The sequence below is a fragment of the Desulfovibrio simplex genome, from assembly GCF_055387835.1.
Map to the genome: position 1 here is coordinate 1,005,972 of NZ_AP042377.1, position 20,289 is coordinate 1,026,260.

Genomic DNA, 20,289 nt, shown 5'->3' on the forward strand with positions numbered 1-20,289 from the left:
GGTCTGTACCCGTAACAGGAGCGTCCGCCAGGACAGTCCGAACCGCACCTTATTGTGATAACCCGAAAGTCATTTGGGATAAGCCATGTTCAAATTCTCTTCCCGCAAGGGCAATCGGCACACGGATGCCCCAAGAACAGAAAAAAAAGCCCGTCCCGCCAACCGCGTACGGGCCAATGCTTCTGAGGGCAAGGCGCGTTTTGCCTGGGCGGAAAAAGTCGATTGGGGCCGCGTACGCATCAGGCTGGTTGTGGTCATTTTTTGTCTGCTGTGGACTGGCCTGTGGGGCCGTGCCTGGTATCTTCAGATGATTGAGGGGCCACGTCTGGCCGAACGCGCGCGGCGGCAACACATGGCCTCTGAACTGGTCACCGGACGTCGTGGCATGATTCTCGATCGCAACGGTCAAGTCCTTGCCCGCAGTATTGAAGCGCGTTCCGTGTATGCTCGTCCGCAAGAAATTGAAGACTTTCAGGTCATGGCCAATACTCTTGGCCCCATTCTGGGTATTGAACCCAAGAAGCTTTATGACGAACTTTCGCAGACCAAACGCCGCTTTGTCTGGATAAAGCGCAAGGTGGACGACTACACCGCTGAGGCGGTGCACAAGACCAATCTTGCCGGCATCGGCCTGTCCAAAGAATACGACCGCGTATACCCCTTCAAGCACATGGCCGGGCAGGTGCTTGGCTTTGTCGGCCTGGACGACAAAGGGCTTGAAGGCATCGAGCGCTCTATGGAGTCCCGCCTGGGCTGCATCCCCACCCGGCAGATCGTGCAGCGTGACGCCATGGGCCGTCGTTTTTACCTGCATGAAGAAGGGCAGAGCGAACCGCGCGGCCAGGACCTCACCCTGACCATTGATGTGCAGATGCAGTTCATCGTGGAAGAAGCCGTGGCCCGCGCCGTTCGTGAGTACGACGCGCGCTGGGGTGGGGCCATCGTGGTGGACGTGCCCTCTGGTGAAATAATGGCCTGGGCGCAGTATCCTTTCTTCAATCCCAACACCTACAAGGACGCGAGTCCGCTTGTCTATCGCAACCGCATGGCGGCTGACGCGCTGGAGCCTGGTTCCACGTTCAAGCCCTTTGTCATGGCCACAGCCATTCAGGAAAAAAAGATCACTGCCAGCACGGCCATTGATTGCGAAAGCGGCAGGTGGGAAACAAAGAATTTCACCATCCGCGACACGTCGCGGCAGGGCGTGCTGCCCGCCAGCAAGGTGCTGCGGTATTCGTCCAACATTGGTATGGCGAAAATCGGGCTCATGATCGGCGTGCCCACGTTTCACAAATATTTGCAGGCGCTCGGTTTTGGCCAGCGCACCAGTGTGCCCGTGGCCGACAGCAGGGGCATTTTGCGCATTCCGCGTGACTGGAGCGAAGTGGACATCATGTCCACATCCTTTGGGCAGAGTATTTCGGTCACGGGCCTGCAAATGGCTCAGGCCTATCTTACCCTGCTGAATAACGGCGTGTACAAGCCGCTGGCGCTTACCCGCGACGAAAATAATGTGGAAGAAGCGCACACGAGGGTCTTTTCGCAGTCCACCGCGCGCGAAGTCATGCGCATGATGCGCGACGTGGTGGAAGAAAACGACGGCACAGGCAAACGCGCCCGCATTGAAGGCGTCGAGGTGGCTGGCAAAACCGGCACGGCACAAAAGGCTGACCATCGCGCCGGAACGTACGGCAGCAAACGCCTGGCCTCCTTTGTAGGCTTCTTCCCCGCGGACAAGCCCAAATACCTTATCCTTGTCATGGTGGACGAACCCACGCGCAACCAGTACGGCGGCGTGGTGGCGGCCCCTGTGTTCAAGGAAATCGCCAGCCGGACCCTGACCTTTACGGGTCTCGTGACCGACTCCAAGGTCGCCAAGGTTGAAGAAAGCCCCGCTGCCGCTCCTGTTTCGGGACGCAGGCGCGGGCTCAAACTGGCCAGCCTTGATATTCCCTACGTGGCCGACGCCATCAAAAAGGAAGATGCGCCCGCTCAGGATCAGGGCATGCGCCTGCCCGGCCATCTGGCCAAGGCGGGCAGCCGTGTGCCCGATGTTATGGGCAAGTCCGTGCGCAACGCTGTGGAGCTGTTTGCCAGGGCCGGTGTAGTGCCCGAACTCAAGGGATCAGGCAGCCGCGTTGTCAAACAGACGCCTGCCCCTGGTTCGGTCTGGCCCGACGAAGACAACAAGGCTGAATACATCCTGTGGCTTTCGGAAAGATAGTAAGCCGGTTGCAATGAATTTTCGGCGGGTATGGCAGTGTACGCGCAGTTGTGGAGCTGATTGGTCGCCTGCCCGCTGAAACTTTGGCCGATAACAGAAAAAAATTCGGCAACTCAATGAGGTTACTTATGAATCGGGAATTTGCGGCCCTTTTGGATGAGTGCGGGCGCGGCGGCATTGAAGTGCGCGCTGATTCACGTCAGGTCGGTTCTGGCGATATTTTTGTGGCCGTGTCCGGCGTCAAGGAAGACGGGGCTCGCTTTATTCCCGCTGCGGTCGAGGCTGGAGCCAGAGTTATTGTTTGCGCGGCCAGGAGCGAAGAGGCCGAAGCGGCGGCCGGCGCGGGCTGCAGGGTCGTTTATCACGCGGATCCGCGTGAAGCTCTCTGGCGTCTGGCGCAAGCCCGCTGGCATACTGATACCTTGCCCATCCGCATCGTTGGTGTTACAGGCACCAACGGTAAAACGACCTGCACCTATCTGTTGGAGCGTCTTTTTGCCCAGGCCGGGCACAAGCTCGGCGTGATGGGTACGGTGAGTTACCGCTGGCCGGGGCACAATGAGGCCGCTCCCCTGACCACACCCGACGTTTTGAGCGTACACGCCATGCTCGCGGCCATGGCCAGGGACGGCGTGGATGTGGCGGTTATGGAAGTATCCTCGCATGCCATCGATCAGCAGCGCGTGTGCGGCGTGCCTTTTTCCGGCGCGGCGTTCACCAATCTGACCCAGGATCACCTTGATTATCATCAGGGGATGGAAAGCTACTTTCAGGCCAAGGCCCGACTTTTTCTTGAACTGCCCCGCGCTGACAAAGCCATGGCCGTGAACGCCGACGATGCCTGGGGCCGACGCCTGCTGGAACTGTGCCCCACGGCCCTTTCCTTCGGATTGCAAAAAGGAGCGCCCAACAGGCGGCACCTGTGGGGTGAACTGCTGTCTTCCACGACAGAAGGCTGTCATTTGCGTATGAGTCTTGAGGATATGCGCTGGGAACTGCGGTCTCCGCTGGTAGGCGCGTTTAATGCTTCCAATCTGCTTGCCGTTCAGGCTGTGGCGCTGGAAATGGGTATTGACCCCGAGGCCTTCAAGGCTCTGGAAAGCTTTACCGGTGTGAGCGGCAGGCTGGAAAGGGTGGACAACCCCCAGGGCCTCAGCGTCTTTGTGGACTACGCCCATACCCCCGATGCGCTTGAGAACGTGCTCAAGGCTTTGCGTGAAGCCGGGTTCAAGCGTATTGTCACCGTCTTTGGCTGCGGCGGAAACCGCGACCGCACCAAGCGCCCCATTATGGGAGAGGCTGTGGCCCGCTGGTCGGATGTGGCCGTGCTGACCTCGGACAATCCCCGCTTTGAAGATCCGGAGGCCATCCTCGAGGATGTGCTGCCCGGTCTTGCCGCGGCCAAGGAAGTTGTGGTCGAGGTTGACCGCCGCGCTGCTACCTCCAAAGCCCTTTCGATGCTTGGCAAAAATGACGCTCTGCTTATTGCCGGCAAAGGGCATGAGGATTATCAGATCATCCAGGGCGTAAAGCACCACTACAGCGACCAGGAGGTGGTGCGGGAGATACTCCGGTGCGCCTGACACTGCATGAAGTTGCGTCCTGCCTGGGCATGCCCCGGTTTTCAGGGCCCGAGGAACATACAGTCCTGACTTCTGTCGCCACTGACAGCAGGGCGGTTGTGCCGGGTTCCCTCTTCGTATGTGTTTCCGGCTGTCGGGTGGACGGACACGATTTCGCCGCCAAGGCGGTCGAGCAGGGGGCAGGAGCCATATTGGCCTCGCGCTCTTTGCCCCATATAACAGTGCCTGTTTTTGTCGTGCCTGACACGGTCAGGGCGCTGGGCTGTCTGGCCGCGCTGTGGCGCGACCGCACAAGGGCCCGCGTTGTGGGCGTGACCGGCACTGCGGGCAAGACAACCGTCAAGGAAACCCTGGCCCGGATACTGTCCCTCGCGGGAAAAACCGCGCGCAACGCCATGAACAACAATAACCAGATTGGCATGCCCCGGGCCGTCCTGAACACAGACGGTGATGAAGATTTTTGGGTTATGGAAGCCGGGATCAGCCAGCCGGGCGATATGGACGATCTGGGCGCGGTGCTGCGGCCTGACCTTGCGCTTGTTCTCAATGCGGGCGCGGCCCATACAGAGGGCCTGGGCGAAAAGGGCGTGGCCTGGCACAAAGCCCGGCTGCTCAGTTATCTTGCCAAGGGCGGCAAGGGGCTGGTCAGCGCTGACTATCCCGATCTGGCGCGCGAAGCGCGCGCTACCGGCGCAGATATCCGTTTTTTCAGCGCTGCCGGACAGGATGCCGCGTTTCGCGCGTCCTATCTGGGGGCAGCCCCGGTTGTGGCTGGTGATGATGCGGCTGGCGAAGATGTGTCCACAGCCGGATCGCGCGGCAAGTACCGCTTGTGGCTTGACGGTACGGAACTTGACGTCATCGCTCCCTTCAGAGGGGAGTATGGAGCTGAAAATGTGGCGGCCGTGGCCGCTGCCGCGAACATGCTTGGAGTTGACGCCAGCATCATCGCGCAGGGATTGGCTGACGCGCAGATGCCGGCGCAACGGTTCAATCAGGTCCAGGCCGGATCGTGGCTGCTCATTGACGATACCTACAACGCCAACCCTCTTTCCATGCGGCGCATGCTGGAAGCCGCCGCGGAGCAGGCCGGTTCACGGCCCTTTGTGGCCGTGCTGGGAGCCATGCTGGAATTGGGCGCGCAGGCCGCCCTGGAACATGAGGAACTGGGCAGGCATCTGGCAAGGCTGAACCCCGCTGCCGTTATATGGAAAGGCTCCTGCGCCGAGGACGTGCGCAGGGGGCTCAACATGGCTGGCTATGCGGGTGTCTGGCAACCCGTGGCTGATGCCGAAGATTTTGCAAAAGTGTGGCGCGACGTGCAGAGCCAGGGTCTTGAGGACCGCGCCGGTACTCGCGGTGGCGTGGCTTTATTCAAGGGCTCCCGAAGCAACAAGCTTGAAACGTTCGTGGCCGTTCTGACCAACGGGCGCGAGCAGTAGTTTTTTCTGGCGGCGTAAGGGTTCGCCAGACCGGCAAGGATGGCGGATTGCCACAGGGGCCGTCCCTGCCGCTGACAGCAACGGTCGTAGTGTGGCCAAACGAACGGATTCACGTGCATGTTTTATAATTTTCTTTCTCCCCTCGCCTCTGAATGGACATTTTTCAATGTCTTTCGCTACATCACCTTCCGTTCTATGGCCGCGCTCATGACGGCGCTGCTGGTTTCCATCATTCTCGGCCCACGGTTTATCGGCTGGCTTCGCCGCCTGAAATGCGGCCAGTATATTCATGAAGATGTCGCCGCGCACGCCTGCAAGGCGGGAACGCCCACCATGGGCGGCCTGCTTATGCTGTTCAGCCTTACAGTGAGCCTGCTTTTGTGGGCAGACCTGACAAATATCTATATCTGGCAGGCGTTCTTTGTGTTCGCCGGTTTTGGGGCCGTGGGATTTTGGGACGACATGACCAAACTGCGCCACCACAAAAACCGGGGCATTTCCGGCAAGGCCAAAATGGCCGGACAGCTTGGCATTGCCTGCGTGGCCATGCTGCTGCTTTTTGTGAATCCCGACTACAGCAGCAAGCTCACCATTCCTTTTTTTAAGGACGTGACCTTTGACCTTGGCTGGTTTTACCTGCCTTTCGGCGTTTTTGTCATGGTGGCCGCCTCCAATGCCGTCAATCTTACCGACGGGCTTGACGGCCTCGCCATCGGGCCTTCCATCGTCGCCTGCATTGTTTTTTCCATCTTTATCTATATTACGGGCAACGCCCGGTTTGCGGGCTATCTTCTGGTTCCCTACATGCCCGGTGTTGGTGAGGTGACCATTTTTTGCGCCGCGCTTGTGGGAGCCGGGCTGGGTTTTCTCTGGTTTAACGCCTATCCCGCCCAGGTGTTCATGGGGGATGTGGGTTCGCTCTCCATCGGCGGTGTGCTTGGCTATCTGGCGCTGCTGTGCAAGCAGGAACTTGTGCTCGCCGTTGTGGGCGGCCTTTTTGTGGCCGAGACTCTTTCAGTCATTGTGCAAGTGGGGTATTTTCGCTGGACAGGCGGCAAGCGCTTTTTTCGTATGGCGCCCCTGCACCATCATTTTGAACTCAAGGGCGTTCCTGAATCCAAGATCATTATCCGCTTCTGGATTACATCAATACTGCTGGGCCTCATGGCGCTCTCAGTCCTGAAGCTGCGTTGAGGAGAACTGCTATGGCATTGGAAAAAATGCGCGGTAGACGCATCAGCGTTGGCGAAACGGCCGTAGTCATCGGTGCGGGACGTTCCGGTCTTGCGGCTGCGCGACTTTTGAACCGTGAGGGCGCTCGCGTGCGTCTTCTGGACAGCAATGCCCAGGCCTTTTCCGGTCGTGAAGACCTGGCCCGCGAACTGGGGCAGCTTGGTATTGTTATTGAACTGGGGCCGCACAGTGCGGCGCAGTTCGAAAACGTCGCCTTTGTGGTGCCGAGCCCAGGCATGCCCGTGGCCCGCCTTGACGGGCTGGTGGACGTGGAACGCACGGAAATTCTGGCCGAAATGGAGTTGGCCTGGCGCTATCTGGACAGTGAACCCGTTCTGGCCATTACCGGCACCAGCGGCAAGACGACGACAGCCTCGCTCGCGGCGGCCATGCTGCATGAACAGGGATATTCCGTGTTTCTTGGCGGCAACATAGGCACGCCCTTGTCCGAGTATGTACTGTCGGGTCGCAGGGCTGACGTTCTGGTGCTGGAAATTTCGAGCTTCCAGTTGCAGACCTGCACGACGTTTTGCCCCAGAGTGGGCATCTTGCTCAATATCACGCCCAACCATCTGGATTATCATAAAGATATGGAAGAATACACGGAAGCCAAGTTCCGTCTGTTCCGCTGCCAGGATGAGGGCGATCTGGCCGTGCTTGGCGAAAACCTGAAAGATCAGGCCGTCCGGCACAATATCAAGGCCCGCCAGGTGTACGTGAAGGCCACGGAGCGTTTTGCCGGGAGCAGCCTCATGGGTCTGCACAATCGCATAAATGAAGAGGCCGCCTGGCAGGCATGCCGTTTTTTTGGCGTCAGTGAGGAAAACGCGGCACGAGCCGTGGCCCGTTTCGCGCCTTTGCCGCACCGTCTTGAACGTGTGCGTGACCTCAACGGCGTTCTTTACGTGAATGATTCCAAGTGCACGACGGTTTCTTCGATGAAGGTGGCCCTTGAAGCATTTGACCGCCCGGTACGGCTTTTGTGCGGCGGCAAATTCAAGGGCGGCGATCTGGAAGCGCTGGCGGAACTGGTAAAGACGCGCGTCGCCGAGGTCGCCTTGTTCGGCGCCAGCCGGGAATATTTTGAAAAAGCCTGGCAGGGCATTGTGCCCATGACATGGCACGCGACGCTTGAGCCGGCCGTAAAGCACCTTGCGGCTGCGGCACAGGCGGGCGACGTGATTCTTATGGCTCCGGCAACCTCAAGTTTTGACCTTTACGCCAACTATGAAGAGCGCGGCAAGGATTTCAAGCGGATAGTGGGCAGGTTGGCATGAAAAACGTCTTTAAAGCCAAGGCAAAGCCCGGCAAAGCGCACAGCGCCATGGGCCGGGCAACGGAAAGTGGCCCCTTTGCGCCCTTTGACTGGTGGCTGTTCACCATCATGCTTATCATTCTGGCCATCGGGCTTGTCATGGTGCTTTCAGCCAGCGGCATTGTGGCGGAGCAGGTAAACGGCGACAAGTACTATTTTTTCAAACGCCAGGTGCTTTTTGCGTTGTTGGGCGGCATCCTCCTGTGGGGCGCAGCCCTGCTGCCACGCGACTGGCTCTATAAAATGCAGTATCCGGCGCTGTTTCTGGCGCTTTTACTGCTGCTTGTGACGCTTTCGCCCCTTGCCCCCGCCATCAACGGCGCAAAACGCTGGATTCGTTTGGGGCCGGTAGGCATTCAGCCGATGGAGCTCGTCAAGGTGGCTCTGGTTCTTTATCTCGCGTATTTCATGAGTTCCAAGCAGGACATCATCAAAACCTTCAGTCGCGGCGTCATACCGCCTTTCGCGGTGACGGCGCTCTTCTGTTTTCTTCTGCTGTTGCAGCCGGACTTCGGCAGCGCCGTCGTTTTGGCCAGCATTCTGTTTTTTATGTGCGTGGCCGGGGGAACCCGTTTTGTCTATCTCTTTTTCTCCATAGCCCTGGCCTGCGCGGGCGCCCTGGCCCTGGCCATTTCGTCTCCCTACCGTCTCCGTCGTCTGTTGGCCTTTCTTGATCCTTTCGAGGATGCCCACAATACGGGCTACCAGCTTGTGCAGTCCTTGCTGGCCATTGGTTCGGGCAGCTTTTTTGGCGTTGGCGTCGGCGCAAGCAAGCAGAAGATGTTCTATCTGCCTGAAGCGCACAACGACTTCATCATGGCTGTTCTGGCCGAAGAAATGGGTTTTGTGGGCATGAGCGTGGTCATGATACTCTTTGGCCTTTTGTTCTGGCGCTGCTACAAGATCATACAGGGGCAGCGCAACCTGCGTGACCGCTTCACCGCCTTTGGCATTACCACCATTCTCGCCATGGGCGCGGTCATGAACCTCGCCGTGGTTATGGGGGTGGCGCCGCCCAAGGGCGTACCCATGCCGCTCATGAGTTACGGCGGCAGTAACCTGATGGCTACCATGCTCTGCGTGGGTCTGCTTTTGAACTTTTCACGGACGGCGGACACATGGACATCAACATCCTCCTGACCACGGGCGGCACTGGCGGTCATATTTTTCCGGCTCTGGCCGTGGCTGAAGAAGTGCGGCGGCGGCATCCCCAGGCCAGACTGCTTTTTGTGGGATCCCTGTACGGGCCGGAAGCGCGTCTGGCGCGCATGGCGGGCATACCTTTTGAAGGGCTGCCTGTGCGCGGCTTTTTGGGACGCGGCCTGCGTTCGGTGGAAGCCGGTTTTCGCATGACCTGGTCCGTTGGCAAGGCGCTGGGCATTGTGCGGCGCTTTAATCCGGACGTTGTGGCCGGGTTCGGCAGTTATGCGGCCTTTGCCCCCATGCTTGCCGCTCGGTTGCTGGGCGTGCCCACCATGCTGCATGAGCAGAACGCCATAGCCGGGGCCAGTAACCGCGTGCTGGCAAAACTGGCGCGGCGCATCTGCCTGTCGCTGCCGGATACCGAGGGTTTTGATCCCGCCAAGTGCGTGCTTACGGGCAATCCCGTGCGCGCAGGGGTCAATGAGGCCGGGCGGTTGCCGCGTGCCAGAGGGGCCAGGCGTCTGCTGGTTATGGGCGGATCGCAGGGGGCGCACGCTCTCAATACGTTCATAGTCGAGCACCTTGCAGCTTTGCGCGAAGCCGGGGTGGATATTCGCCACCAGACAGGCGGCGCGGACGAAGCCTCTGTGCGTGCTGCCTATACAACGGCAGGCTATGATCCTTCCTGCGTGTCGGCCTTTATTGACGACATGGCGGCGGCCTATGCCTGGGCCGATGTGGCCTTGTGCCGCTCCGGAGCCACAACTGTGGCGGAACTGTGCGCCGCGGGCCTGCCTTCAGTGCTGGTGCCTTTTCCGTATGCCGTGCACGACCACCAGACCCGCAACGCCGAAGTGCTGGCCAAAAGCGGAGCTGCCATTCTGGTGCCCGAATCGCGCATGACTGAAGCTGGTCTGGAGCAGACACTTATAAGGCTGCTGAATGACAGCGGCGAACGCACGCGTATGTCCTCGGCCGCCCTGGCTTCCGCCTGGCCCGATGCCGCCGCGCGTGTGACTACCGTTCTGGAAGAAATTGCCCGTTCCCGGTAAAAGCCTGGGAAGGACGCGTTTTATAACAAACTGTTTTCTTTGTATTATCTAGACTTTCTTTAAAGGTGCCACATGAACAGCAAGATTCGTCATATCCATATGGTGGGCATCGGCGGTGCGGGCATGAGCGGTATTGCCGAGGTTCTGCTTAATCTCAAATACGAAATATCCGGTTCGGATATGAGCGATTCCGCCGTGGTGCGCCATCTGCGCAAGCTTGGCGCGCGTATAGCCATCGGCCATGCAGCGGAAAATGTGGGAGATGTGCAGGTATTGGTCAAATCCACCGCCATCAGTGATGATAATCCCGAACTGGTTGAAGCGCGCAAGCGCAATATCGCCATCATTCCCCGTGCCGAGATGCTGGCCGAGCTTATGCGCCTGCGGCAGGGCATAGCCATTGCCGGCACCCACGGCAAAACCACGACCACCTCGCTCACAGCCACCATTTTTGACACAGCCGGGCTTGACCCCACCGTCATTATCGGCGGTCGGCTCAACGTCTACGGCGCCAACGCGCACCTCGGCCACGGCGAATATCTCATTGCCGAAGCCGACGAGTCTGACGGCTCCTTTCTCTGCCTGCTGCCAATTATCAATGTTGTCACTAATGTGGATGAAGACCATCTGGACCACTACAAAAATCGTGAAGCCATTGACAGCGCCTTTGTGCAGTTCATGAACAATGTGCCCTTTTACGGACTGAATATTGTTTGTGGCGATGACCCCGGCGTTCTGGCTCTGTTGCCCAGAGTGAAGCGTCCTGCGCTTACGTATGGCTTCGCCGAGGACAACGCGCTCCGGGCCATCCCGCTGGAAAGCGGGCGCATCAACCGCTTTGAGGTTTTGTTGCACGGGAAGACCTTGGGTGAGGTCAGTCTGCCGCAACCGGGACGCCATAATATCCTCAATGCCCTTGCATCCATTGGCGCTGCCATGGAGGTGGGCATTCCTTTTGCCAAATGCGCGGAAGGCCTGGCGGGATTCAAGGGCGTGGGACGGCGGTTCGAGTTCAAGGGCGAAAAAGGGGGCATTACCGTGGTGGACGATTACGGGCACCATCCGGCGGAAATTGCCGCAACCCTGGCCACCGCGCGACAGGTCTTTGCGGGTCGGCGTATTGTGGCGGCCTTTCAGCCCCACAGGTTCAGCCGCACCGAGGCCCATTTTGGAGAATTTTGCAAAGTTTTTGACGCCGTTGACCAACTGCTGCTGACGGAGATTTACGCAGCCTCCGAAAAACCCATCCCCGGCGTTTCAGGGCAAAGTCTGGCACAGGGCATACGGCAGGTTTCCGATACCCCGGTGGAGTATTTTCAGAATCTGGATGAACTCATGCTGGCCTTGCCCAGGATTCTGCGCGAAGGGGATGTTCTGCTCACATTGGGGGCAGGCAGCATAACCCGGTTGGGCCCGGCCTGGCTGGAAGGACGCGATCATGCGTGAAATAGCTTCGCCGCTGCTGTCCCAGCGCACAACGCTGCGTCTGGGCGGCACAGCTATAGCAGAGCTGATTCTTGAAAACCCGGCAGACGTAGCGCGGTTGCCGGATCGCCTGCGTGCTCTTGGCGGCGCGCCCGTCATTATGGGAGCGGGCAGCAATATTCTGGCCCAGGACGGTGATTTGCCTCTGGTGCTGGTGCGTCCGGACTTTGCTCAGGGGCCTGAGGTGGTCGGAGAAAGCGCTGGCAAGGTGTTTGTGCGGGCTGGCGCTGCTGTGCCCCTGCCGAGACTTTTACGGTTTTGCGCAACGCACGGTCTTGCCGGGCTTGAAGGACTGGTAGGCATACCAGGCACTGTTGGCGGTGCAGTGGCTATGAATGCGGGTTCTTTTGGCGTAGAAACATGCAGAAAGATTGAAAATATTCATGTAGTCAGTAATGGTGAAATGCGTGTTGTTGTTGCGCAAGCACTGCACTATTCGTATCGCAGCCTTTGCATTGATGATAAAAATAATGATTTTATCGTCTTGGAAGCCACATTTGGCTTGACCAGAACTGCAAGGGATGGCATCTGTAATTGCATGCGTCACAACTTTTTTGAGAAAAAGTCTAAACAACCTGTGACGGCCTGGAGCGCTGGCTGCGTATTCAAAAACCCCTCCCCGGAAATGCCTGCTGGCAAACTTCTGGATCAAGCGGGATTCAAAGGTAAAAAAATGGGCGGCATGGCCTTTTCAACCTTGCACGCCAACTTCATGATCAATGAGGGCAAGGGGAGCGCTACTGCGGCTCTGGCTCTCATGCAGGAGGCCAAAGAGGCTGTGCTGGAAAGGTTCGGCATTGCGCTGGAACCGGAAGTCAGGATAATCCCATGCCTCTTTCCCTGAAAAAAAACGCCCGTAAGGCCCGTAACTCGTATACAAGAACAAGCAATGTATCGGGCAGAAAGGGGCAGAGGACCGCAAAGCTGCGCATGCCGGCTTTTTTGGGAGCATGCTTTGGCAGGATCAAGGCTCTGAGCGGCCTGAAAAGTCTTGCAGCCATTGCGGTGTTGTTAGTGGGCATGGGGCTGGTGCTCGCCGGGGTGTGTTTTACATCCCTGTGGCTTTACAACACGGCCATCACCAGTGATTTTTTTACTACCCGGCACATAGATGTGGCAGGTAATGTCCGCCTCTCCCGCGACATGGTTTTGCAGTATGGCGGCCTTCAGGAAGGCGATAACAGCCTGGCCGTAAGCATAGCCAAGGTAGAACACAACCTGAGACAGACCCCCTGGGTGGAAGAGGTCTCGGTAAAGCGCCTTCTGCCTGACAGGTTTGTGATAAAGTTGAAGGAGCGCATGCCCTCCTTCTGGGTACACAAGGACGGCGTCCTTTATTACGCCAATGAACGCGGGGTGGTCATTGCCCCGGTAGAAAGCAAAAATTTTTTGTCCCTTCCCACGTTGCGGGTAGAATCGGGGGCTGAAGACGCCATCCCCTTTCTCGCCCGCCTGATGAAGGACATACAAAGCGGGGTGCTGCCTGTCGAGGCTGGAGCCATAGCCTCCATCACCCTGAGCCCCGGACGGGGCATTGAAGTGTACCTTGAAGACCGGGAAATGCGCCTCTCCATCGCGACGGATGACTGGGAGGGCAATCTGGCCCGGCTGGGTGTCACCCTTGGAGATCTGGCCCGAAGACACGAACTGCGTAATGTGCGCGAGGTGCGGGCCGTAAATGGCAACGTATGGGTTTTGCTTAATCAGGCTGTATCAAGCTGATATGGAATGGTTGTTGCGCGTGAAGAACAGGCGTCGTAGGAGAATGGCATGAATAAGTCCGAGCTCATCGTTGGTCTCGACATCGGCACCACAAAGATTTGCGCTGTGGTGGGTGAACTTACGGAGTCGGGCCTTGTTGATGTGGTGGGCATCGGCACCAGCGTTTCCACCGGCCTGCGTAAGGGCGTGGTGGTCAATATCGAGCAGACCGTGCAGTCCATCCGCAAGGCGGTGGAAGACGCCGAACTGATGGCAGGCTGCGAAATCCACTCTGTCTATGTGGGGATTGCGGGCAGCCATATAATGGGCATCAACAGCCACGGCGTCATTGCCGTCAAAGGCGGCGAAGTGGCCCAGCGCGACGTTGAGCGCGCCCTGGACGCCGCGCGCGCCGTGGCCATTCCGGCTGACCGCGAGGTCATCCATATTCTGCCGCAGGAATATATCGTCGATAATCAGCGTGGCATTGCCGACCCTCTCGGCATGGCTGGCGTACGGCTTGAGGTGAAGGTGCACATCGTCACCGGAGCAGTGTCTTCGGCGCAGAACATCGTGCGTTCCTGCCACCGCAGTCAGCTTGAAGTTTCTGATATCGCCCTCGAGTCGCTGGCTTCGGCCAAGGCCGTGCTCACAGAAGAAGAGCGCGAAATTGGCGTGGCCCTTGTGGATCTTGGTGGCGGCACCACCGATATTGCCGTTTTTGCCAATGATGCCATAAAGCACACGGCGGTGCTTGCCCTGGGCGGTCAGAATCTTTCCAATGACATTGCCTTTGGTTTGCGTACCCCCATCGCCTCGGCCGAAAAAATCAAGCTCAAATACGGCTGCGCGCTGGCTGATCTGGTGCGCCACGACGAATTTATCGAGGTGCCCAGCGTTGGCGGCCGCGAACCGCGCCGCCTTTCGCGTCAGGTACTTGCTGAAATCTGCGAGCCGCGCATGGAAGAAATTCTCTTCCTTGTGGATCAAACTCTTGTACGCTCCGGCTACAAGGACATGATCGGCGCTGGCGTCGTGCTTACTGGCGGCACCGCCCTTATGGAAGGCTGCCAGGAACTGGGTGAGCAAATTTTCAACCTGCCCACGCGTATTGGATACCCCCGGAACGTGGGCGGCCTCAAAGACGTTGTGAACAGCCCCAAGTTTTCTACTGCTGTGGGCTTGCTGCGCTATGGGGCTGAAAAAGAACTTTCCGGACAAAAGAAGTTTACCACCAGAAGTGAGAGCGGCGTCTTTGATGGCGTTCTGGCTCGCATGAAAAAGTGGTTTGCTGATATTTCGTAAACGAAGCAACCTCAAGCGGGCACTTTGAGGGTAGTTTAAACAGGAGAGGAACCATGTCTCAGTCAATCGTCGATGATATCGACACCTCGTTGGCAAGTAACGCTAAAATCAAGGTAATCGGGGTTGGCGGCGGCGGCGGCAACGCTGTGCAGAATATGATAGCCTCTGGCTTGCGCGGCGTTCAGTTTGTTTGCGCCAATACAGATGTGCAGGCTCTGGCCAAAAACGGCGCGTCAGTAAAAGTGCAGATGGGCGAAAAGCTCACCAAGGGGCTTGGCGCTGGGGCCAATCCTTCGGTGGGCCGTGAAGCCGCTGTGGAAAGCGTGAATGCTATTCGTGAAGCCATCGGCGATGCGGATATGGTGTTCGTTACCGCTGGTATGGGCGGTGGTACCGGAACGGGCGCGGCTCCTGTTGTGGCGCAAGCTGCAAAAGAAATGGGCGCGCTTACCGTGGGCGTGGTGACCAAGCCCTTCAGTTTTGAAGGCGCGAAGCGCAAACGTGCTGCCGAGGCCGGGCTTGAAGAATTCAAGCAGCATGTGGACTGCCTTATCACCATTCCCAATGATCGGCTGCTTGCCTTTGCACCCAAAAAAGCTCCTTTTGCTGAAATGCTCCAGAAAGCCAATGACGTGCTGTACTACGCCGTAAAGGGTATTTCTGACGTAATTGTGGGTGACGGCCTCATCAACCTTGACTTCGCCGACGTGCGCACCACCATGGGTGAAGCTGGCCTGGCTCTTATGGGCACCGGCATTGCCTCGGGCGAAAACCGCGCCCGCGAAGCTGCCCAGCGTGCCATTATGAGCCCGCTGCTGGAAGACGTTTCTCTGGAAAGCGCCAAAGCTGTTCTTTACAACATCACTGCGCCTGACGACATTACCGCTGAAGAAATTGCCGAGATCGGCGATATCATCGGCGATGCGACCCCTGAAGATTCCAACATCATCTTTGGTGTTGTTTTTGATGACAATATTGGTGATGAAATTCGTCTGACCGTCATTGCCACAGGTATTGAAGCTCCTCAGGCTATCCAGAGCTCCCAGCCCCAGGCTGCCGCCACTGTGACCAACTTCCGCAAGCCTGGCCCCGATGCGGTTATGGCCGAACCGCGTCGCATGGGCCGTATGGTTCCGCAGTCCGGCATGGCGCAGGGCAATATGGATGAGCATGAAATGGGCGAAAGCCGCCTGCCGCGCACGTCGCGCCGCTCTGAAGTGGAGCGCTGGTACGATGAAAACAGCAGCCGTCCGCCGTATCTGCTCAAGCGTGAAACCATGACACAGGGCCGCCATCGTACGCACAACCCCGGCCAGGAAGATTTCACCTACGATGAGGACGATTTCGAAATTCCGACCTTTATCCGCACCCAGGCCGACTAGGCTCAGGCCAGGAAGCGTATAGTTTAAATTTTCAGGGCTTGCCTCTTCGGCCCTGAAATGCCCGCCGGGAGGCCCATTGGGGGCCTCCCAGAGTGGGGCATAATGCTCCGCTGATGTCCGTGAATCCTAAGGATTCGCGGTTTTTTGTTTTTTGAAAGGGCCGCTGGATTCCGTGTAGTTCCGTTGACAGCCGTAATCATTTGGGGGCATTCTTGGGGGCATCTGGAACACATAAAAATATGGATGCCTAGAGCAGATTACCTTTGAAATGCTTCACATTTCAAAGTTTTCATTCAGCCGAAAAATACGATTTGCGGTAGCCGTTAGCGGGTCTTCACCGCTTACGGATAATCAATGCTGTCTTTGCGGCAGCCGTTGCTTTAGCCGTTGTGACGCAGGCTTCAGCCGTTGCGACGCAGGAAGCTACGGATAAAGACAGCCTGAGTAACTACACAGTTCACTCCATACAATCGCTGTCGCCATTCGTAAGGCTCGCAGACTCGCCAACGACTGCCGCGAAGCTACGGATAAAGACGGCAATGAGTTACGCAAAAATCTTACTCAAAGAGTCGCTGTCGTTATCCGTAAGCCGCTGACGCTGCAACGGCTAACGCGCCCGCAGGGCTTGCCTGAACCGTTGACGGAACTGTCTTACGGGGCAGGACAGCATCGCTACGGATGGCGACAGCGATTGTATGGGACAAGCCGTGTCGTTACACATGCTGTCTTCAAGCGTAGTTTCCTGCGTCACAACGCTTGAAGCATCCGTAGCTTCCTTCGTCGCAACGGCTAAAGCTCGGCTGAAGCCACGCCACTTTGTGGCGCGCTGCACTTTCGTGCAACGTTAGAGCATTTACACCTTTTCAAAGTTAAAATGCTCCAGCGGCGAAGGCATGCCGTTCTCGGTGTTGATGCCAAGGCCAGGGAAGCTGGCAGACTGGGCTGGAAGTCCAATTTTTCTTACATCATTACGAGCGCAACGCTACTATTTTACAGGCCGTCTGAGCCAGAGGGGTGACCGTGAGAACGGTCGGGTTATGCGTGTAATTCCCCATGCATTCTGGTATGACGGCCTTTTACTTTTCTTTGCCGCATTCGTTAGGTAGTAGGGCAAAATGGCATTCTAAGAACTTTGTTGCATTCAATTAGCAGTTTGCATTGAAAAATGTGGTCCATAGCCCCAGTTCACCTGCCCCGACTTTTTCCCACGCATTCATTTTTTCGCGCCGAAACAGCCGTTCCTCAGCGCAGTGGCTGCCGCCAACCTCGCTTTTGGGGGCCTGGGCGTCCGTTCGTCGGCATTGTTCGTGCCATCCCGCTGTTTCGTGACTTTTGGGTGTTCTAGTGACGCCCGCATGTCATGGCGGGTATTTGCATGCGCTACAATCTCAGCCAGCACATTCGATGTGTTGGCTAAAGAACGTGGTGCAAATATACCCCAGCGCATAACAGACTTTAAAGTACATTGTATATATGCTATTTGATTATTGTTTCGCTGTATTGCCAAATAACGCCGATTGGCAAATGCTCTTTGACGGCGGCATTTTCATTGGCTACTGTTTGCTTATGGAAAAAGAAAATTCTCTGATTGTCATTCGTCCCTGCATCAAGTGCGGCAAACTTTCAACAACAATCGAAACTTCGCGCCCGCTTGGCCGCACTCGTGACCTTTATCGCATTGTTTGTGAGTGCGGCAACGGCCCTTTACGCTGGTCGCTCAGCGTGCCTGCGGCCATTCGGTTGTGGAATTCGCATGACGCCTCTTGAAGACATGTGCCGATGATTTTGAGGCTGTGGCGGCCTGGTCTTTCCGTAAATCCTGTCGTCTTCCACTGACGCCATGCTGCTGTCATCCTGCATGCCCCGCATGGTCAGTAGAGCAGACCGCTTGTTGCGGGTTGCGCGCCAAGGGACGGCAAGCCCGTCAGGGTGAATAACCGCGTAATAGGTCACGTCTGCGTCGTCCTTCACAGGGGGACGCGGCCGACGGGGCACTCGGGATGAAAATGCACGAGCCTGCCCGCCAACAGGGGCGGCTTTTTATTGTCTGTTGCGGCACGTGCTTATGAACACGGAACTTTGCAGATCGCAAACGGCGCACTGGCGCACGCCGTGGGGGGGCAACCTCACTTCATAGCTGGCAGGGAGGCCAGTTTTTGAACCGCAGTGTCGCAGTTGGAGCGTCTGGACGCACAGGCAGTTGCGTGGCGCGCTGCTCGCCATCGGTAGCTAATGCTCGTACATGTATGGGGTAGGGGCAGATGGTTGCGCCGATTTTCAGGCATGACAGCGTGCGAGTCAGACTGCGGCGAGAACCGTGGTGAGCTTTTGCTGCGCCGTATGTGATTTTGCTGTGCAGTACTGTGCCGGAGTGAAAGTAATACGCAGTACTATAGTTATGTCTATTCGTGTAATATCTGTTGTGATTTGAATTTTTTCTTATACAAATACATATTTGCATCAGCACGGTTGATTGCGGAATGTAGAGTGTCATCCAGACTTGCGTCAAAGACGGCTATTCCGTAGGAAAAAGCCACTTGAAATCCCTTGATGGTTATTTTTTCCGCAATGGAACAAAGCTTGAGCATCCGTTCTTCAAGCGATTCAATGGTAATGTTGCGCAATAGAGTTGTGAACTCGTCCCCACCAATGCGGTATGTTTTGCCCAAATCCGTGAATTGATTGCGCAGCAGATGGGCAAGAACGCGGATGTGGGCGTCTCCGGCTGCGTGCCCGGAACGGTCGTTAATGGTCTTGAGTCTGTCAAGGTCACAGACAAGTATCACCAGTCCCTCTGCGCCGTCAGCAGGCATGTGGCGAAGGTCCAATTCAAATGCGTTTCGGTTGAACACGCCCGTCAGCAGGTCTGTATAGGCCAGTTTGCGGTACAACGGGACGGAGACTTTCTTCAGCAGCCATGCGGTTACCACTGTCACCAATATGGCCACACCAAAAGAAAAAGCGAGACATATCAGCGCAGTGCGCCGTGTATTATTTACAAAAGACTGCACGTCAAACTCGATCACCAGTGCGCCTATGGTGTTGCCATCCTGCTTGATAGGCTCACAGGCGGGGATGATTATCCCCCATGAGGTGTCCATTGTTCTTTCTCCGCGCATGGACTGGCCATCAAGGCAACGAGTCACAATGGGGATGATTTCAGGTTCAACGGGCGAGCCTATTGGGCGAAAATCTTCCGAGGCGGGGGAAAGACCGTCAACAACGTATATGGGCTCGCCCCCGGCAGCGCGTTTTACTGTGTACAGGTAGCGCACATTGGTGGTTTTGCGAAGGTCTTCAAGAAATATCTGAGTTTTTTTGTATATCTCGGAATCAGCGTCCCCTGGGATGTTAAGCTGGGTGATACTCTGAGGAGGGATGCGGCTTAACAGCATGGAAAATATGGCATCGGATCGGCTTAAAAGCCTGTCATCAAGATCGAAAAACAAAGAACGGTAAAAGATGAAAACTGTAACCAGGGCTGTGAAAAACGTAGAGCCTATAACAAGCAGTAAGATTTTTCTTTCGGTTCCGGATATCGGCTTTTCTGTGATTATCGTGTGTATGTTTTGTGTAGTTTCTGTCGGCATGAGAGTGGTCCCCACGATGTGACATGTCGGGATAGTCAGCGAATATTGAATGGGTTGTCTTAGTTTCAATATTTATTATTGCGTATTGTTGTGATAGCGATAATACTAATACTATTGTTGTGAGATGAGGATTTTTATGGAGTAATAAATATATTATGCAGGTTTTGTTGGTGCGGTATTGGCTGGTATGGCAGTGTAGTCAGTATAATTATATTAATGATTACTATTTGTAAACATCATGATGATGCGCATAGCTGCCATATGTGTGTAGTGTTTGGCATAATATTTGCTGACGCATATTATTTATTAGCACTTTTATAATATAAGTCTACCATGCCGCTTTTGTTGGATAAATTATATTAAAATGTCATTTGCGCGCCTGCCCGCCAATAGATAGGCGCCAGAAAAATTTCAGTTGTTTCATCTCGTTTAGGCTTTTTCATGCCCCTGTGGCCGCGTGGTAGTCTCCGATTTTAGGGTGCGCGCAGTTGCATGCGTCGCGACGAGGCCGTGCCGACGGTTTGCGGGTTCAAACGCCGTAACGTATGGCGCAGCCTGTGGAGCGTGCGTTCTCAAGGGCAGTCTTCATCTGCATGTTGCCCGCAGGCAGGTGTCTCTGGCGAGACCGGCACAGAGTAGGCGGATATCACACTATCCCAAAGTTTATCTGCTCTGGCATGTGCATCATGAAGATACAGGGCGTCGGCATTTTTGCGCGTGTTATTGCGTGATGTCGCGGGTATGGCCTGGTCTCTGACGAGTGCTGACGCTCCCGCTTCAAGGAAAGAAAAAGCCGCCTTTTGATGGGCGGCAACAGGTATGGAAGCACCAGCG

At 56.5% G+C, this 20,289-nt stretch carries 14 protein-coding genes; 12 read left to right on the top strand and 2 right to left on the bottom strand.

The window, feature by feature from the left end:
* Nucleotides 1-85 precede the first annotated feature (85 nt).
* The 12 genes from ACZ5DH_RS04160 to ftsZ all read left to right on the top strand — a co-directional run bounded on the left by ACZ5DH_RS04160 (nucleotide 86) and on the right by ftsZ (nucleotide 15,865).
* A complete protein-coding gene (locus ACZ5DH_RS04160; RefSeq protein ID WP_464255886.1) occupies nucleotides 86-2,224 on the top strand; it encodes a penicillin-binding transpeptidase domain-containing protein in 2,139 nt (712 codons plus the stop codon).
* A gap of 128 nt (nucleotides 2,225-2,352) precedes the next feature.
* A complete protein-coding gene (locus tag ACZ5DH_RS04165) occupies nucleotides 2,353-3,807 on the top strand; it encodes a UDP-N-acetylmuramoyl-L-alanyl-D-glutamate--2,6-diaminopimelate ligase (protein ID WP_464255887.1) in 1,455 nt (484 codons plus the stop codon).
* Nucleotides 3,798-5,249, top strand: a complete 1,452-nt coding sequence (locus tag ACZ5DH_RS04170) for a UDP-N-acetylmuramoyl-tripeptide--D-alanyl-D-alanine ligase (protein WP_464255888.1) — start codon at nucleotides 3,798-3,800, stop codon at nucleotides 5,247-5,249. The genes ACZ5DH_RS04165 and ACZ5DH_RS04170 overlap by 10 nt, the downstream gene beginning before the upstream one ends.
* 117 nt (nucleotides 5,250-5,366) lie before the next feature.
* Nucleotides 5,367-6,443: a phospho-N-acetylmuramoyl-pentapeptide-transferase gene (mraY, locus tag ACZ5DH_RS04175; RefSeq protein ID WP_464255889.1), complete on the top strand. Its 1,077-nt coding sequence runs from the start codon at nucleotides 5,367-5,369 to the stop codon at nucleotides 6,441-6,443.
* A gap of 11 nt (nucleotides 6,444-6,454) precedes the next feature.
* Nucleotides 6,455-7,759: a UDP-N-acetylmuramoyl-L-alanine--D-glutamate ligase gene (gene murD, locus ACZ5DH_RS04180; RefSeq protein WP_464255890.1), complete on the top strand. Its 1,305-nt coding sequence runs from the start codon at nucleotides 6,455-6,457 to the stop codon at nucleotides 7,757-7,759.
* Between the two features lie 47 nt (nucleotides 7,760-7,806).
* Entirely contained in the window at nucleotides 7,807-8,937 is a 1,131-nt protein-coding gene (gene ftsW, locus ACZ5DH_RS04185) for a putative lipid II flippase FtsW (RefSeq protein WP_464256499.1), read from the top strand.
* The gene (murG, locus tag ACZ5DH_RS04190) at nucleotides 8,916-9,992 is read left to right on the top strand and encodes an undecaprenyldiphospho-muramoylpentapeptide beta-N-acetylglucosaminyltransferase (protein ID WP_464255891.1); all 1,077 of its coding nucleotides are present in this window, start codon (nucleotides 8,916-8,918) and stop codon (nucleotides 9,990-9,992) included. The genes ftsW and murG overlap by 22 nt, the downstream gene beginning before the upstream one ends.
* Before the next feature lie 72 nt (nucleotides 9,993-10,064).
* Entirely contained in the window at nucleotides 10,065-11,438 is a 1,374-nt protein-coding gene (murC, locus tag ACZ5DH_RS04195; protein WP_464255892.1) for a UDP-N-acetylmuramate--L-alanine ligase, read from the top strand.
* The gene (gene murB, locus ACZ5DH_RS04200; protein ID WP_464255893.1) at nucleotides 11,431-12,321 is read left to right on the top strand and encodes a UDP-N-acetylmuramate dehydrogenase; all 891 of its coding nucleotides are present in this window, start codon (nucleotides 11,431-11,433) and stop codon (nucleotides 12,319-12,321) included. Before murC ends, murB begins: the two co-directional genes overlap by 8 nt.
* On the top strand, nucleotides 12,306-13,199 hold the full coding sequence (locus tag ACZ5DH_RS04205) for a cell division protein FtsQ/DivIB (RefSeq protein WP_464255894.1): 894 nt from the start codon (nucleotides 12,306-12,308) through the stop codon (nucleotides 13,197-13,199). Before murB ends, ACZ5DH_RS04205 begins: the two co-directional genes overlap by 16 nt.
* A gap of 48 nt (nucleotides 13,200-13,247) precedes the next feature.
* A complete protein-coding gene (ftsA, locus tag ACZ5DH_RS04210; RefSeq protein WP_179981402.1) occupies nucleotides 13,248-14,483 on the top strand; it encodes a cell division protein FtsA in 1,236 nt (411 codons plus the stop codon).
* A gap of 53 nt (nucleotides 14,484-14,536) precedes the next feature.
* A complete protein-coding gene (ftsZ, locus tag ACZ5DH_RS04215; protein ID WP_464255895.1) occupies nucleotides 14,537-15,865 on the top strand; it encodes a cell division protein FtsZ in 1,329 nt (442 codons plus the stop codon).
* A 607-nt stretch (nucleotides 15,866-16,472) separates the two neighbouring features.
* Here the strand turns inward: ftsZ and ACZ5DH_RS04220 are convergent.
* Nucleotides 16,473-16,616, bottom strand: a complete 144-nt coding sequence (locus ACZ5DH_RS04220) for a hypothetical protein (protein ID WP_464255896.1) — start codon at nucleotides 16,614-16,616, stop codon at nucleotides 16,473-16,475.
* 1,651 nt (nucleotides 16,617-18,267) lie between these two features.
* A complete protein-coding gene (locus ACZ5DH_RS04225) occupies nucleotides 18,268-19,455 on the bottom strand; it encodes a GGDEF domain-containing protein (RefSeq protein ID WP_464255897.1) in 1,188 nt (395 codons plus the stop codon).
* Nucleotides 19,456-20,289: the final 834 nt, after the last annotated feature.

Excerpts from the sequence above, each read along its gene's own strand:
- mraY (WP_464255889.1), top strand. The coding sequence starts at position 5,367 with ATGTTTTATAATTTTCTTTCTCCCCTCGCCTCTGAATGGACATTTTTC.
- ACZ5DH_RS04225 (WP_464255897.1), bottom strand. The coding sequence starts at position 19,455 with ATGCCGACAGAAACTACACAAAACATACACACGATAATCACAGAAAAG.
- ACZ5DH_RS04165 (WP_464255887.1), top strand. The coding sequence starts at position 2,353 with ATGAATCGGGAATTTGCGGCCCTTTTGGATGAGTGCGGGCGCGGCGGC.
- ACZ5DH_RS04160 (WP_464255886.1), top strand. The coding sequence starts at position 86 with ATGTTCAAATTCTCTTCCCGCAAGGGCAATCGGCACACGGATGCCCCA.
- murC (WP_464255892.1), top strand. The coding sequence starts at position 10,065 with ATGAACAGCAAGATTCGTCATATCCATATGGTGGGCATCGGCGGTGCG.
- ACZ5DH_RS04205 (WP_464255894.1), top strand. The coding sequence starts at position 12,306 with ATGCCTCTTTCCCTGAAAAAAAACGCCCGTAAGGCCCGTAACTCGTAT.
- murD (WP_464255890.1), top strand. The coding sequence starts at position 6,455 with ATGGCATTGGAAAAAATGCGCGGTAGACGCATCAGCGTTGGCGAAACG.
- ftsZ (WP_464255895.1), top strand. The coding sequence starts at position 14,537 with ATGTCTCAGTCAATCGTCGATGATATCGACACCTCGTTGGCAAGTAAC.
- ftsW (WP_464256499.1), top strand. The coding sequence starts at position 7,807 with ATGGGCCGGGCAACGGAAAGTGGCCCCTTTGCGCCCTTTGACTGGTGG.
- murG (WP_464255891.1), top strand. The coding sequence starts at position 8,916 with ATGGACATCAACATCCTCCTGACCACGGGCGGCACTGGCGGTCATATT.
- murB (WP_464255893.1), top strand. The coding sequence starts at position 11,431 with ATGCGTGAAATAGCTTCGCCGCTGCTGTCCCAGCGCACAACGCTGCGT.
- ftsA (WP_179981402.1), top strand. The coding sequence starts at position 13,248 with ATGAATAAGTCCGAGCTCATCGTTGGTCTCGACATCGGCACCACAAAG.